The organism is Massilia sp. Leaf139 (assembly GCF_001424165.1).
Taxonomy (GTDB): Bacteria; Pseudomonadota; Gammaproteobacteria; order Burkholderiales; family Burkholderiaceae_D; genus Telluria.
Window position 1 is genome coordinate 225,300 of the sequence record NZ_LMOJ01000024.1, and the last position, 13,675, is coordinate 238,974.

The window sequence follows — 13,675 nt, forward strand, 5'->3', positions numbered from 1 at the left end:
AGGCACGCTTCTGTGCACGCATACAAATAAAAACGGAGCTAATACGATGAGCATTGTGGAAGTCAAAGTCCCGGACATCGGCGACTTCAAGGAAGTCGAAGTCATCGAACTGATGGTCAAGCCAGGCGACACGATCAAGGTCGACCAGTCGCTGGTCACCGTCGAATCGGACAAGGCGAGCATGGAGATCCCATCCAGCCACGCCGGCGTCGTCAAGGAAATCAAAGTCAAGGTCGGCGACAAGGTCGCCGAAGGTTCGCTCGTGCTGATGCTCGAGGAAGCGGCAGGCGCTCCTGCCGAAGGTGGCGCCGCCGCGCCCGCGCCGGCTGCCGAAGCTGCGCCAGCCGCGGCACCTGCCGCGCCTGCGCCGGCACCTGCTGCCGCCGCACAGGCTCCTGCACCTGCACCTGCACCGGCGCCTGCTGCTGCGCCTGCACCTGCACCTGCGGCCGCGCCAGCTGGCGATGTGGCGGCCGCCAACGGATCCAAAGCCCACGCCTCGCCATCGATCCGCAAGTTCGCGCGCGAACTCGGCGTCGACCTGTCGCGCGTGCCGGGCACCGGCCCGAAGAACCGCATCACGCAGATCGACGTGCAGAACTTCGTCAAGGGCGTAATGGCCGCCGGCCCGACTGCTGCTGCTCCGGCCAAGGGCGGTTCCGGCGTCGGCCTCGACCTGCTGCCATGGCCGTCGCTCGACTTCTCGAAGTTCGGCCCGACCGAGCTGCTGCCGCTGTCGCGCATCAAGAAGATCAGCGGCCCGAACCTGCACCGCAACTGGGTCATGATCCCGCACGTGACGACCTTCGACGAAGCGGACGTCACCGACCTGGAGCAGTTCCGCGTCGATTCGAACGCGGCGCTGGCAAAGCAGAAGTCGGCGGTGAAGCTGACCATGCTCGCCTTCGTGATCAAGGCCTCGGTCGCCGCACTGAAGAAGTTCCCGCAATTTAATGCCTCGCTCAGCGAAGACGGCGCCAATCTGATCCTGAAGCAGTACTACAACATCGGCTTCGCCGCCGACACCCCGAACGGCCTGGTGGTTCCGGTCGTGAAGGATGCGGACAAGAAGACCGTGTCGCAGATCGCCACCGAAATGGGCGAGCTCTCCGCGCAGGCGCGCGAAGGCAAGCTCTCGCCGGCGAACATGCAGGGCGCGACCTTCACCATCTCGTCGCTCGGCGGCATCGGCGGCACGGCGTTCACGCCGATCATCAATGCGCCTGAACTGGCGATCCTGGGCCTGTCGAAGTCGGCCATGAAGCCGGTCTGGGACGGTTCGACCTTCCAGCCGCGCCTGATGCTGCCGCTGTCGCTGTCCTACGACCACCGCGTGATCGATGGCGCCGGCGCCGCGCGCTTCGCCGCCTACCTGGCCGAAGTGCTGGCCGACCTGCGCAAGACCCTTCTGTAAGGAGCGCCGAGCATGAGTACTGTTGAAGTAAAAGTCCCGAACATCGGCGATTTCAAGGACGTCGAGATCATCGAGCTGATGGTCAAGCCCGGCGACACGATCAAGGTCGACCAGTCGCTGGTCACCGTGGAGTCGGACAAGGCCTCGATGGAGATTCCGTCGACCCACGCTGGCGTGGTACAGGAACTGAAAGTGAAGGTCGGCGACAAGGTGAACGAAGGTTCGCTGCTGCTGATGATCGAAGAAGGTGCGGGAGCTGCTGCACCGGCTGCTGCTGCGGCGCCTGCTGCCGCCCCTGCGCCTGCCGCATCGTCCAAGCCGGACGCGCAGATCGGCGCGCAAGCCGTGGCGCCGACGGCCGCTGCCGGCCCGACCGACTCCTACGCGCCGGCCCATAAAGCCGATGCGGCCGCACCGAACGCCGTGCCGGCCCCTGTCGCGGCAAGCTACAGCGGCCAGGTCGACGTCGAATGCGAGATGATGGTGCTGGGCGCCGGCCCGGGCGGCTATTCGGCCGCCTTCCGCGCCGCCGACCTCGGCATGAACACGGTGCTGGTCGAGAAGTACGCGACCCTGGGCGGCGTTTGCCTGAACGTGGGCTGCATCCCCTCGAAGGCGCTGCTGCACATGGCGCACATCATCGACGAGACGGCGCACATGAGCGCCAACGGCGTCACCTTCGCCAAGCCCGAAATCGACATCGACAAGCTGCGCGGCTACAAGGACGGCGTCATCAAGAAGATGACCGGCGGCCTGGCCTTCATGGCCAAGGCGCGCAAGGTGAATGTGGTGCAGGGCGTGGGCCAGTTCCTTAGCCCGAACCACATCGAAGTCACGGGTTCGGACGGTGCCAAGAAGGTCGTGAAGTTCGCCAAGGCGATCATCGCCGCGGGCTCTTCGGTGGTGAAGCTGCCGTTCGTGCCGGAAGATCCGCGCATCGTCGATTCGACCGGCGCGCTGGAGCTGCGCCAGGTGCCGAAAAAAATGCTGGTCATCGGCGGCGGCATCATCGGCCTGGAGATGGCGACCGTGTACTCGACGTTGGGTGCGCGCATCGACGTGGTCGAAATGATGGACGGCCTGATGCAGGGCGCGGATCGCGAGGCCGTGAAGGTCTGGCAGAAGTACAACGCGCACCGCTTCGACAACATCATGCTCAAGACGAAGACGGTCGGCGTTGAAGCCCTCCCCGAAGGCATCAAGGTGACCTTCGAGTCGGCCGAAGCGGGCGTCGCAGCTCCCGAGCCGCAGATGTACGACCTGGTGCTGGTGGCCGTCGGCCGCAGCCCGAACGGCAAGAAGATCGCGGCCGAGAAGGCCGGCGTGGCAGTCACGGATCGCGGCTTCATCGGCGTCGACGGCCAGATGCGCACCAACGTGCCGCACATCTTCGCCATCGGCGACCTTGTGGGCCAGCCGATGCTGGCCCACAAGGCGGTGCACGAAGCGCACGTGGCGGCGGAAGCGGCGCACGGCGAAAAGGCCTACTTCGACGCCAAGGTCATTCCATCGGTCGCCTACACCGATCCGGAAGTGGCATGGGCCGGCCTCACCGAGGACGAAGCCAAGCAGAAGGGTATCAAGGTCGAGAAGGGCCACTTCCCGTGGAACGCCAGCGGCCGCGCCGTCGCCAACGGCCGCGACGAAGGCTTCACCAAGCTGCTGTTCGATACCGAGACCGGCCGCATCATCGGCGGGACGATTGTCGGCACGAATGCCGGCGACATGATCGGCGAGATCGCCCTGGCGATCGAGATGGGCGCCGACGGCGTCGATATCGGCAAGACGATCCACCCGCATCCGACCCTGGGCGAGTCGATCGGCATGGCGGCGGAAGTCTACAAGGGCGTCTGCACGGACTTGCCGCCGATGCGCAAGCGCTGATACCGGCACGACTGGAAGAACCGAAACCGGAACCGCGAGGTTCCGGTTTTTTTATTTCGGTATGCGATCGACGTTCTAATACAGAATAAGTTCCACGCGCTTAATTCATCGGGAACCGACATGATTCGATCGTTCGCACTGCTCCTCATTGGCATCACAGTCCTGATGCTGCCCCTAAACTCCCAGGCCCAGGACGCGACCTGTCCGGAGGAGAATCCGGCCGAACTGTTCAAGAACATGCTGCGGGCGCGCGCCTTGCAAGAGCCGGACAGGGAAGCACGGATGTTGCAGGCGATCGAGCGCGCGTTCGAGCATGGCTGCCCAGGCGCACTCGAGGCGCAAGTGAATGTGCGATCCATGGCGCTGGAGGCGACAAGAGGGACAAGCAGCTACCGCCAGCAACGCGAGGAATACGACGACGAGGTGCTGGCACTGTTCAACAAGGCCGTGGCGCGCGGAGAAGGGCGCTTCGAGTTTGGCGGGTTTCTGCTGAACCCCGAAAATAAACATCATTCGCTCGCGCAGGCCCTGGCTCATTTCGAGCAGGCGGCGACGGACGGCGACCGCCGCGCCATCGAATTCCTGAGCGGGGCCTACGAAAAGGGCATCCTGGGCATACCGGTGAATCCCGTACGCGCTGCGTACTGGAAGGCGCGCTTGCAGCCTAAGTAAGGGCCAGATCTGCGCTAGTGTTTCGTCGCATCATCGGGATGCCTCGACCTCAGCGCCTGGTTTGGCCTGTACATGATGCCGGGCGTCGTAGGGTGGGCGCCCCGTGCCCACATGGGGATGCGGCATCGTGGCAGTGCCAACAGGGCGCATGCGTCCGCGTGGGCACGGGGCGCCCACCCTACATTTCCGGGACTCATGCCACCTCAAATTTCCACGCCGTGCCCGCTCCAGCCGCGCTATGATGAAGACGCGCACCGGCGAGCCTGCGCTCCGCCCAGCGCATCACATGCGTGATACAGGAGACTGACATGGAAGAGCATGGCACTGAATACACCGGCACCTTATTCGTCCTGCCCGCCTCGCGCGCCTTCGAGCTGAGTACGACGCTGCACGGCGTCCCGGTCACGCTGACCGGCACCATCGCTCAGCACCTGGCGGCCCAGTTCGCGGGGAACGATGCGGCGGGCGATCACATCGACGTGCGCCAGCTGTCGCTGCAGCCGCGGCGCGTCGAGATCCTGACCCGCGACCACCACGAGCGCCACCATGCGGCGCGCAAGGTGCATTTCCTGATGCGGGTGCTCGACAGCGGCGTGGAGGCCAAGCCGCGCGAAGCGGCCACCAGCGCCTGAGCGAACCGGCGTCGACCCTCAGCGCAGGCGCACGGTCGCCGCGGCCGGCGCGTCGCCCACTTCGAACGCCGCGTCCTCGAAAGACGGCGGCCCGAACTTGCTGCGCGCGTCGCGGCTGAAGCCGTAGGGTTCCTTGGGGATGCCGATCAGGTTGCGGTCGAGTTCGCCGTTGCCGTTCTCGTCCTGGTAGGCCAGCACGGCCCAGGTGCCGGCGGGCACGTCCTTGATCGTCACCGTCGTCTCGCCGGCCTGGGCCGGCGCGGTGGCGTTGTGGGCGCACTGTTTCAGGAAGCTTGCCTTGTCGCAGACGGCGACGGCAACTTTACCCTTGGCGGTGACGCCGCTGACGCGTACTTCGACCGTGGCGGCAGGGGCGGCAGCGGCCGCGAACAGGAGAGTAGCAAGAAGGGTGGTGCGGGACAGCTGTTTCATTCGGTTTTCCTTGTGGTGTTGGCGGTGCGAGAGCGGGACAGTTCGCCGTCTCCTTCGGCTTACGCGCCGCCGGTCACGACCCTGACAGGCCGGCTGCAGGCCCTGCATGGCCGGGTGCCGGAACCTGCGCCGCGGGACGCTGCCACAAGCCGCCAGGACGCGGCCTGACCGGCCGCAGGCGCGACAGCAGCGCCTGCACGCCGCCTTTCGCCAGCAGCATCAGTTTCATCGCGCGCGAAGTGCCGACGCGCTCGTCCCAGGCCGCCGGGCCGCGCGCCTTGACCTCGATCCCGATCTGGCGGTACACGTTGCGCGCGGTGGCGATCGCCCAGGCCGAGCGCAGGGGCAGGGCCTTGATGCCATCCATCGACGAGGCGTAATACGGTTCCGCATGGTCGACCAGGCGCGCCGCCACCTTGGCCAGCGCCACGCGGTGGCGCGGCAGCGCCAGTTCCTGCGGCGGGATGCCGGCTTCGCGCAGCCATTGCGCGGGCAGGTAGCAGCGCCCGATGCCGGCGTCGTCGATGATGTCGCGCGCGATGTTCGTCAGCTGGAAGGCCAGGCCCAGGTCGCAGGCGCGGTCGAGCACCCGCGGCTCCTTCGCCCCCATGATCTGCGCCATCATCAGGCCGACTACGCCGGCCACGTGGTAGCAGTAGCGCAGCGTATCTTCGATCGTTTCGTAGTGCACGGCGTCGACGTCCATGCCGAAGCCGGCCAGGTGGTCGAAGGCGTAGCGCTCGGCGATCGCATGGCGCAGCGCCACTTCCTGGAAGGCGGCAAAGGCCGGATCGCGCATCGTCTCGCCGGCATAGGCGCGGCGCGTCTGCTCGACCAGTTGCGCGAGCTCGGCCTGCGGATCGTGGCCGGAGGTAGGCGCCGCGCCGAAGCCCAACTCCTGGCCGTCGACCACGTCGTCGCAATGGCGGCACCAGGCGTAGAGCATCAGCACGCTGCGCCGCGTCGGCGCGTCGAACAGCCTGGCGGCGGCGGCGAAGCTCTTCGAGCCGACCTTGATGGTCTCGGTCGCGTGTTCGAGCAGGGTCGGGTTCACGCTGGCGTTCATGCCCCCGCCTCCGCCAGCATCAGGCCTGCCGTCGCCTTGGCCGAGCCGATCACGCCAGGCACGCCGGCGCCGGGATGGGTGCCGGCGCCGACCAGATACAGGTTGCTCAGGTCGCGGTCGCGGTTGTGCGGGCGGAACCAGGCGCTTTGCGTCAGCACCGGTTCCAGCGAAAAGGCCGAGCCGACGTGGGCATTCAACTGGTCGCGGAAATCGAAGGGTGTGAAGATGCGGCTGGTGACGAGCTGGCTGCGCAGGCCCGGCATGTAGCGCTCTTCCAGGTAGGCGAAGATCTTGTCGCGGTAGCGCGGCCCTTCCACGTCCCAGTCGATGTCGGCATTGCCCAGGTGCGGCACCGGCGCCAGCACGTAATGGCTGCCGCAGCCCGGCGGCGCCAGCGAAGGGTCGGTGACGCAGGGCGCGTGCAGGTAGAGCGAAAAGTCGTCGGCCAGCGCGTCGCCCTTGAAGATCTCGTCGATCAGGCCGCGGTAGCGCGGCCCGAAGCAGACCGTGTGGTGCTGCAGCTGGCTGTGATGATGGTTCAGGCCGAAATAGATGACGAACAGCGAATTGGAAAAGCGCTTCTTGCGCAGGCTGGCCGCTTCGGTATTTCCGCGCGGGTGCCCGTTCAGGAGCGAGGCATAGGTGTGCACTACGTCGGCATTCGAGGCCACGGCATCGGCGGCGAACAGGCGGCCGTCTTCCAGGCGCACGCCGCTGGCGCGTCCGTCCTTCGTTTCGATCTGCGCCACCGCGGCGTTCAGCTCGATGCGCCCGCCGATGTCCTCGAACAGGCGCACCAGGCCTTTTACCAGTGCGCCGGTGCCGCCGCGCGGGAACCAGACGCCCCAGCGCCGTTCGAGCGCGTGGATCAGCGTGTAGATCGAGGAGGTGGCGAAGGGATTGCCGCCGACCAGCAGCGAGTGGAAGGAAAAGGCCTGGCGCAGGTGCTCGTTCTCGACGAAGCGCGAGACCATGGAGTAGACGCTGCGCCAGGCCTGCAGTTTGGCCAGCTGCGGGCCGGCCGCGATCATGTCGCGGAAGGTCAGGAAGGGCACCGTGCCCAGCTTGATATAACCTTCCTCGAACACGGCCTTGGAATAGGCCAGGAAGCGCTGATAGCCGGCGACGTCGCGCGGGTTGATCGCATGGATCTGGCGGTCGAGCGCCTCCTGGTCGTTGGCATAGTCGAAATGGCTGCCGTCTTCCCAGCACAGGCGGTAGAAGGGCGCCACCGGCAGCATCTCGACATAGTCCTCGATGCGCTTGCCGGCCAGCGTGAACAGTTCCTCGATGCAGGACGGATCGGTAATGACGGTGGGGCCGGCGTCGAAGACGAAGCCCTGGTCTTCGTAGACATAGGCGCGCCCGCCCGGCTTGTCGCGTTTTTCGAGCAGGGTCGTCTGGGTGCCGCCGGCCTGCAGGCGGATGGCCAGGGCCAGGCCGCCGAAGCCTGCGCCGACGACGACCGCCTTGTTAGCTTGATTCATTGGGAATTCCTGATCTGACGAGGTTGAAGCATGTGGGGTTCGACCATGCAGGCCGCGCGCATGGCGGCCGGCACGGGAACGGGAGGTTTGCCGCTCAGGATGCGCGCCTTGTCGAGCAGGTGCAGGCGCGCGGCATAGAAGCGTTCGATCAGCGGCGCCGGCATGCGATAGAAGCGCGCCATCACGCGCCAGCGGTTGTCCGGACTGCCGGCCAGGAACAGCATGCGGTTGAGCAGGCGGAAGAAGCCTTGGCCACGCCATTCGGCCTGCGCCTCGTTCCGGATGGCGGCGAACAGGCCGGGCGCCGACAGGTCGGTAAGGCTCGCGATGCGCTCGGCCAGGCGCACCGCATGCGGCAGCGAATAGCCGGTCGTCGCGTGGAACAGGCCGGCGCGCAGGCCGGAGGTCGGCTGCCCGTCGAGCTCGTCCCAGAAACCCGAGAAATCGCCGGCCAGCACGATCGGCAGCGAACCGTGTTCCTCGCGCAGCACCTCGGCGATCGTCCAGCCACGTGTCCTGGCGTAGGCGGCGATGTTCGCGCGCAGGCGCTCGGGCTCCCAGACGCCGGTATCGACGTAATGGGTGTCCTCGATCAGCACCCGGTCGGGGCCGAAGGGCAGCAGGTAGACGAAGCGGTAGCCGCCCTGCTGCTCGACACTGGCATCCATGATGACGGGCGCTTTGAGCCCATGTGGGACGGCCAGTCTCACTTCCTGGCCCAGGAAGGTCTGGTAGCCGAGCGCGAGATGCGGGCTGGCCTGCGGGCCGCGGCCGTCGATGACGGCGCCGGCACGCAAGCACTCGCCGCCCGCCAGGCGCACCGTGGTCGGCGTCAGCGACTCGACCCGGGCGCCGGTGCGCAGGGCAGGGCCCAGCGCCTCGCCGATTACGCGCGCGAAGGTGTGCGAGTCGATGCTGGCATAGCCGCTGTCGAAGCTGCGCGCGTAGCCGGGAAAGACCACGTCGTAGGAGGGCCAGCGGGTGCTGACCAGCGGCGCCATCCACACGCGCTGCTCGAGAGCGAGGTCGCCGTCGTGGAAAGACCAGGTGTGGTTGCCGCCGATGGTCTCGCCGGCTTCGAGCAGCAGGATCTTTATATCGGGCCGCTGCGTGCGCAGGCGCCAGGCGATCAAGCCATTGGCCAGCCCGCCGCCGACCAGGATCAGGTCATAGGTGGCGCTGGGCGGCGGGACGGATGCGAGGTGGGGCTTATCCACGGTGCAGCGCGCTCCGTGCGTCGAGGCCGAGCGCCGCCTCGACGATATCGGCGGCGCGCGCGCTGCCCCCGGCCTTGTGCACGGCGGCGGCGAGCGGCGCGCAGCGCCGGGCGAATTCGGGTTCGTCGAGCAGGCGGCGCAGGCGGCGTGCCAGTTCGGCCGCTCCCGTGAAGCGCGGCGAGGCCGACAGGCCGATGCCCGCATGGCGGATACGCGCGGCCGCGCCGGGCTGGTCGAAGGCGATCGGCAGGGCCAGGATCGGCGTGTCGTTGGCCACCGCATCCATCACCGTGTTCAGGCCGGCGTGCGAGACGACGGCGTCGGCGCGCGCGATCGCCGCTTCCTGCGGCGCAAAGGCGCAGACCCAGGTTGCGCCATGCCGCCCGAGCGCCTGGGCCCGGCGCGCATCGAGCCCGCCGCAATGGGCGACCAGCAGCTGGACGTCGATGCGGCGGCAGGCCTTGGCGATGCGCTTGAACAGGTCGAAGCGGTGGCCCTGCAGCGTGCCGAGCGAGGCGAAGATGAAGGGGCGATCGGGATCGATGTCGGGCAGCGGCTCGATGCGGCTGGGCGCCTTGTGCGAGGCGGCGCGCAAGGGGCCGACGTGGTGGAAAGTGTCGGGCAGCTGCGTGCGCGGGAAATCGAAGGCGGCCACCGTCTGGCTGATCTGCGCCAGCGGCGACAGGCATTCGTGCAGGGCGCCGCGCACGGGGATGCCGAGGCGGCGCGATGCGTCCTCGATCGCGCGCTGGTGCGGCGTCATCATCCAGTCGTAGACGCGGGTGCTGCCCTCGACCATGTGCAGCGCGCGCTCGCCGGTGCGCCAGTCGAAGGGCATGACCGGCAGCGGCACGCCGGGCTCGCGGTTGACGGGCAAGGCGCAGGCGACCGAGACGAAGGGCAGGCCCAGCGCTTCGGCGACCAGGGCGCCGGCCGGCTCCATCTGGTCGGCGAGGACGGCGTCGACCTTCAATTGTTCGAAGGCGGCGGGCAGGGTGCGGCACAGCATGGCGGTGCCGGCGGCCATGTCCAGGATCACGCGGCGCAGCCCGAGCGGGCCGCCGGGATTGGCCGCCCGCCGCAGCGCTTCCGGCAGCGAACCGGGCGGGTGCGTGTCGGCGCCCACGGCATGGAAGCCGAGCCGGGCGTCGTTCACGTATGCGGCGGCGTCGGGCCGCTGGAAAAAGGTGATGCGGTGGCCGCGCTCGTGCAAGGCCAGTGCGAGTGCCGACAGCGCGCTCACGTGGCTGTAGAACGCAGGTGCGACCACACCGAAATGCGCCATGCGGTGCTCCCGGTCAGGCGCGCAGGAACGCGGCGGCGTGCGGCGGCCTAGCGTTCAATGGCGCACCTGGTGCGTGTCGTATGCGCCGGCACGCGGACTGCGGGCGAAGCGGAAGTCCATGCCGTGCCCGAACAGGGTGTCGACGAAGCGGCGCGTGCGCTGCTTGCTGCCGATGGCGCTGGTCAGGTAGCGGTCGGCCTCGTCGAGGTGGGTGGCAAGGCGCTTCTTGGCTTCCTCGAAGCCGAGCACATTGGTCAGCGTCGCCTTGCCGAGATCCTTGCCGGTGTCCTTGCCGGTGACGCTGGTGTCGTTGGCCGGATCGTCCTGGAAGTCGTCGCGGATCTGGAAGGCATGGCCGGCCGCCAGTGCAAAGGAACGCAGCGATTCGGCGACGCAGTCGTCGGTCTCGGCCAGGATGGCGGCCATGTCGACCGAGACGCCCAGCAGCACACCGGTTTTCAGCTCGTTGGTGGTCGCGATTTCCTGTTCCGAACGCTGGCCGCTGGCGCGCAGGTCTTCGAACTGGCCGCGCACCAGGCCTTGCGTGCCCACCGTCTCCGCCAGCTTGGCCACCAGGCGCGCACGCACGGCGGGCGGGATCCCGGGTGCCTCGGCCAATACGCCAAAGGCGCGGCTGAGCAGGGCCACCGAGGCGAGGATGGCAACGTCTTCGCCGAACTGCACGTGGATGGTCGGCTGGCCGCGCCGGAGCATGGCATTGTCCATGCAGGGCATGTCGTCGAGGATGAGCGAGGCGGCGTGCACCATCTCGACCGCGCAGGCGATATCGACCAGCGCGGGCGAGGCGCAGCCGAGGTCGCGCGCGACCAGCATCAGCAGCAGCGGACGCATGCGCTTGCCGGCGCCGAGGGTGCCGGCGCGCATGGCGGTGGCCAGGGCATCGCTGCCATTGGCGCTGTCGGGCAGTAGTTGCGCCATGCGTTCTTCGAACTCGTGCCGGATCGCGGCAAGTTCGGTCAGCCAGGGGTCGCCCCGCTTGTCGATGTCGAGCCCCGTGATGCGTCCAGTCATCGTAGTCATGCGTCGATCCTTGAATGTATAGACGAATATTGTTGAATTCGTAATTCATCATACCGGATTCGACCTTACGTATCGTCAATTGTTCAATAGTGCGGGCAGATTTCCGATCGTTTTCTCATCAAATTTAGCGCTTTATGTACGCAGGTCACACTTTTGTCCCGTTGTTGTCCCATTAACATGGAAGTTGGGAATGAGTGCCCGGCGCAGGCCCATGAAAAATGCCGCCGAGCGTTAGCCGGGCGGCATTTTCGTGGTGGCACTAGAAGAGTGCCGGAACGGCGTTCAGCCGTAGCTCGTCCAGCTTTGCGGAATGTCGATATGCCCGGATTTGGCGGCATCGGCATAGGCGCGCATTTCGGCCAGCACGGCTTCGAGTTGCTCGTTGCCAGGGTTTTGCAGGAAACCCTTCATGCGCTCATGCAGGGACGCCTGCTGGTCGCGCCATTCGTAACGGGAAGTCTTGCTCATGCTACCCCCTTGCAGCGTTCTGCTGTGATGTTCTTGTTGAGATCCATGACATCCTCCTTGAAAGAAGGACAGGTTCTCACTCCTACCCCCAACGGGTCGGTGCGTTGACGCACATTCGCTCTGCCGTTACAGCTAGCGCAAGACGGCGCGATAAAACAGTTCGAGGCGCTGGGCGAGCAGGCGGTGGGCGTCGGCGCGGGTGGGCTGGTCGTGAGGGAAGACGAAGCGCTGCATGGCGTCGCCGGAGATCCAGCTGGTGAGAAATGCGGGCAGCTGCTCGAAGGGGAGGTCGTCGCGCAATTGGGCGCGGATGTCGGCACGGGCGAAGAAGCGTTCGAGCATGTCGCGCGTCAGGCGCGGGCCGGCATCATAAAAGGTGTGGGCCAGTTCCGGATTGTCGGCCGCTTCCGCGATCACCACGCGCTGCATGGCGATCAATTGATCCTGGCAGAGCAGGTCGAAGAACTGGCGCGCGAAATCGTCGACCACCTCGCGGAACGGGCGCAGATCGTTTTCCATGTCGCGCATGCGGAAGAACGCGTCGCGGCGCGACAGCAGCACGGCGTCGAGCAGGCCGGCCTTGCCGCCGAACTTGACGTAGATGGTGCGCACGGCAACGCGGGCCGCCTTGGCGATCGATTCGAGGCTGGTGCGGGTGTAGCCGTTGGCCAGGAACAGCTGCGCAGCCACGTCGATCAAGTCCTGCGTGCGGGCTTCGACGTCGCTCGCTTTCGGCCGTCCGGCGCCCCGCAGCGAAGCGGGTGCTTGCGATAGTTTGCTCATGGCGTCACTGTAATTCACGCAGAAATGAAATGCAACCGTTTCATTTCTTGACGAAGCCGGGCGCTTGCCGAATAATGGTGGACTGAAAAACCACCTGTTCCTTTTTTGGAGTCGCTTCATGTCCCAAACGCAGCCTTCGCTCGAGCAGAAGCCGCTCGGCAATCCTTCCGCCGTGCCTGGCGCGGCCCCGGCCGCCGCCAAGACCCCGCCGAACAAGCGCGTGCTGTTCGTGGTCGGCCTGATCGCGATCGCGGCGCTGGGCGCCGGCGGCCGCATGTGGTACCGCAGCCATAACTTCGTCGATACCGAAAACGCCTACATCGCCGGCCACGTGCACCCGGTGTCGGCGCGCATCGCCGGCGTCGTCACGCGCGTGCTGGTGGAAGACAACCAGCATGTGAAGGCGGGCACCGTGATCGCCGAACTGGATCCGGCCGACCAGCATGTGCGCGTCGAGCAGATCGAGGCGCAGATCGCCAGCGCCAGGCAGCAGGTAATCCAGGCCGATGCGCAAGTGGCGCAGGTGCGTGCCCAGTCCCAGGCGGCGCAGGCGCAAGTCGGCCAGTCGCAGGCGCTCGCGCTGCGCGCACGCCAGGACGCCGAGCGTTTCGGCCAGCTCTACACGAAGCAGATGAAGGCCGTCTCCAAGGCCGAAGTCGACGCCGCGAACGCCGCCCGCACGGCCGCCGCTGCCGATGTGAATGCGCGCCGCGACAACGCCGCCGCCGCCCAGGCCCAGATCACCGCCGCCGCGTCGGCGCGCGATGTGTTGAAAGCCCAGATCAAGGTGCTGCAGGCGCAGTTGAAGGATGCCAAGCAGCAGGTCGGCTACAGCCGTATCGTGGCGCCGGTCGATGGCCGCATCGGCCGCCGCAGCGTGGAAGTGGGCGCCCGCGTGCAGCCTGGCCAGCAGCTGGTCGCCGTGGTCGAAGACAAGGTCTGGGTCACCGCCAACTTCAAGGAAACCCAGCTCGCCGGCCTGCATCCGGGCCAGCAGGTCGAACTGAAAGTCGACGCGCTGCCGGACGAGCACCTGGTCGGCCGCGTCGACAGCTTCTCGCCGGCCTCGGGCAACCAGTTCGCGCTGCTGCCGGCCGATAACGCGACCGGCAACTTCACCAAGATCGTGCAGCGCGTGCCGGTCAAGATCACGCTGGCGCCGAACGACGTGCAGCGCCTGACCGGCCGCCTGGTGCCGGGCATGTCGGTGGTGGCGGAAGTCGACCTGCGCCAGGAGGTAGAGCCGAAAGGCACCGTGCCCGCCCGCACCGCCCAGGCGAACTAAGGACGCACG

Annotated in this window: 13 protein-coding genes; 5 read left to right on the forward strand and 8 right to left on the reverse strand. The window is 66.9% G+C overall.

The window, feature by feature from the left end:
* Nucleotides 1–46: 46 nt before the first annotated feature.
* From aceF to ASF77_RS16780, 4 genes are all read left to right on the forward strand, one after another.
* A complete protein-coding gene (aceF, locus tag ASF77_RS16765) occupies nt 47–1,414 on the forward strand; it encodes a dihydrolipoyllysine-residue acetyltransferase (protein WP_056341697.1) in 1,368 nt (455 codons plus the stop codon).
* A gap of 12 nt (nt 1,415–1,426) precedes the next feature.
* Nucleotides 1,427–3,298: a dihydrolipoyl dehydrogenase gene (gene lpdA / locus ASF77_RS16770; RefSeq protein ID WP_056341700.1), complete on the forward strand. Its 1,872-nt coding sequence runs from the start codon at nt 1,427–1,429 to the stop codon at nt 3,296–3,298.
* A 120-nt stretch (nt 3,299–3,418) separates the two neighbouring features.
* The gene (locus tag ASF77_RS16775; protein ID WP_056341703.1) at nt 3,419–3,970 is read left to right on the forward strand and encodes a hypothetical protein; all 552 of its coding nucleotides are present in this window, start codon (nt 3,419–3,421) and stop codon (nt 3,968–3,970) included.
* A 308-nt stretch (nt 3,971–4,278) separates the two neighbouring features.
* The gene (locus ASF77_RS16780) at nt 4,279–4,602 is read left to right on the forward strand and encodes a hypothetical protein (protein ID WP_056341706.1); all 324 of its coding nucleotides are present in this window, start codon (nt 4,279–4,281) and stop codon (nt 4,600–4,602) included.
* 18 nt (nt 4,603–4,620) lie between these two features.
* Here ASF77_RS16780 and ASF77_RS16785 read toward each other — a convergent pair whose 3' ends face one another.
* From ASF77_RS16785 to ASF77_RS16820, 8 genes are all read right to left on the reverse strand, one after another.
* Nucleotides 4,621–5,034: a DUF2141 domain-containing protein gene (locus tag ASF77_RS16785; RefSeq protein ID WP_056341708.1), complete on the reverse strand. Its 414-nt coding sequence runs from the start codon at nt 5,032–5,034 to the stop codon at nt 4,621–4,623.
* A gap of 73 nt (nt 5,035–5,107) precedes the next feature.
* Nucleotides 5,108–6,100 carry a 15-cis-phytoene synthase CrtB gene (gene crtB, locus ASF77_RS16790; protein WP_229445466.1) on the reverse strand — a complete coding sequence of 331 codons (993 nt, stop codon included), beginning with the start codon at nt 6,098–6,100 and terminating at the stop codon, nt 5,108–5,110.
* Nucleotides 6,097–7,587, reverse strand: coding sequence for a phytoene desaturase (locus tag ASF77_RS16795; protein WP_056341711.1), 1,491 nt, complete (start codon nt 7,585–7,587; stop codon nt 6,097–6,099). Before ASF77_RS16795 ends, crtB begins: the two co-directional genes overlap by 4 nt.
* Nucleotides 7,584–8,804, reverse strand: coding sequence for a lycopene beta-cyclase CrtY (gene crtY, locus ASF77_RS16800; RefSeq protein WP_056341714.1), 1,221 nt, complete (start codon nt 8,802–8,804; stop codon nt 7,584–7,586). The genes ASF77_RS16795 and crtY overlap by 4 nt, the downstream gene beginning before the upstream one ends.
* On the reverse strand, nt 8,797–10,089 hold the full coding sequence (locus ASF77_RS16805) for a glycosyltransferase (protein WP_056341716.1): 1,293 nt from the start codon (nt 10,087–10,089) through the stop codon (nt 8,797–8,799). Before ASF77_RS16805 ends, crtY begins: the two co-directional genes overlap by 8 nt.
* A gap of 54 nt (nt 10,090–10,143) precedes the next feature.
* Nucleotides 10,144–11,130: a polyprenyl synthetase family protein gene (locus tag ASF77_RS16810; protein WP_082493837.1), complete on the reverse strand. Its 987-nt coding sequence runs from the start codon at nt 11,128–11,130 to the stop codon at nt 10,144–10,146.
* Between the two features lie 282 nt (nt 11,131–11,412).
* Complete coding sequence (locus ASF77_RS16815; RefSeq protein ID WP_056341719.1) at nt 11,413–11,598, reverse strand: hypothetical protein; 186 nt, start codon at nt 11,596–11,598, stop codon at nt 11,413–11,415.
* Nucleotides 11,599–11,730: 132 nt separating this feature from the next.
* On the reverse strand, nt 11,731–12,381 hold the full coding sequence (locus ASF77_RS16820; protein ID WP_082493838.1) for a TetR/AcrR family transcriptional regulator: 651 nt from the start codon (nt 12,379–12,381) through the stop codon (nt 11,731–11,733).
* A 118-nt stretch (nt 12,382–12,499) separates the two neighbouring features.
* Between ASF77_RS16820 and ASF77_RS16825 the strand changes: the two genes are divergently transcribed.
* On the forward strand, nt 12,500–13,666 hold the full coding sequence (locus tag ASF77_RS16825; protein ID WP_056341722.1) for an HlyD family secretion protein: 1,167 nt from the start codon (nt 12,500–12,502) through the stop codon (nt 13,664–13,666).
* Nucleotides 13,667–13,675: the final 9 nt, after the last annotated feature.

Coding starts and splice junctions, on each gene's coding strand:
- ASF77_RS16810 (WP_082493837.1), bottom strand. CDS start 11,130: ATGACTACGATGACTGGACGCATCACGGGGCTCGACATCGACAAGCGG.
- ASF77_RS16805 (WP_056341716.1), bottom strand. CDS start 10,089: ATGGCGCATTTCGGTGTGGTCGCACCTGCGTTCTACAGCCACGTGAGC.
- ASF77_RS16775 (WP_056341703.1), top strand. CDS start 3,419: ATGATTCGATCGTTCGCACTGCTCCTCATTGGCATCACAGTCCTGATG.
- ASF77_RS16785 (WP_056341708.1), bottom strand. CDS start 5,034: ATGAAACAGCTGTCCCGCACCACCCTTCTTGCTACTCTCCTGTTCGCG.
- ASF77_RS16815 (WP_056341719.1), bottom strand. CDS start 11,598: ATGAGCAAGACTTCCCGTTACGAATGGCGCGACCAGCAGGCGTCCCTG.
- ASF77_RS16795 (WP_056341711.1), bottom strand. CDS start 7,587: ATGAATCAAGCTAACAAGGCGGTCGTCGTCGGCGCAGGCTTCGGCGGC.
- ASF77_RS16820 (WP_082493838.1), bottom strand. CDS start 12,381: ATGAGCAAACTATCGCAAGCACCCGCTTCGCTGCGGGGCGCCGGACGG.
- ASF77_RS16780 (WP_056341706.1), top strand. CDS start 4,279: ATGGAAGAGCATGGCACTGAATACACCGGCACCTTATTCGTCCTGCCC.
- lpdA (WP_056341700.1), top strand. CDS start 1,427: ATGAGTACTGTTGAAGTAAAAGTCCCGAACATCGGCGATTTCAAGGAC.
- aceF (WP_056341697.1), top strand. CDS start 47: ATGAGCATTGTGGAAGTCAAAGTCCCGGACATCGGCGACTTCAAGGAA.
- crtB (WP_229445466.1), bottom strand. CDS start 6,100: ATGAACGCCAGCGTGAACCCGACCCTGCTCGAACACGCGACCGAGACC.
- ASF77_RS16825 (WP_056341722.1), top strand. CDS start 12,500: ATGTCCCAAACGCAGCCTTCGCTCGAGCAGAAGCCGCTCGGCAATCCT.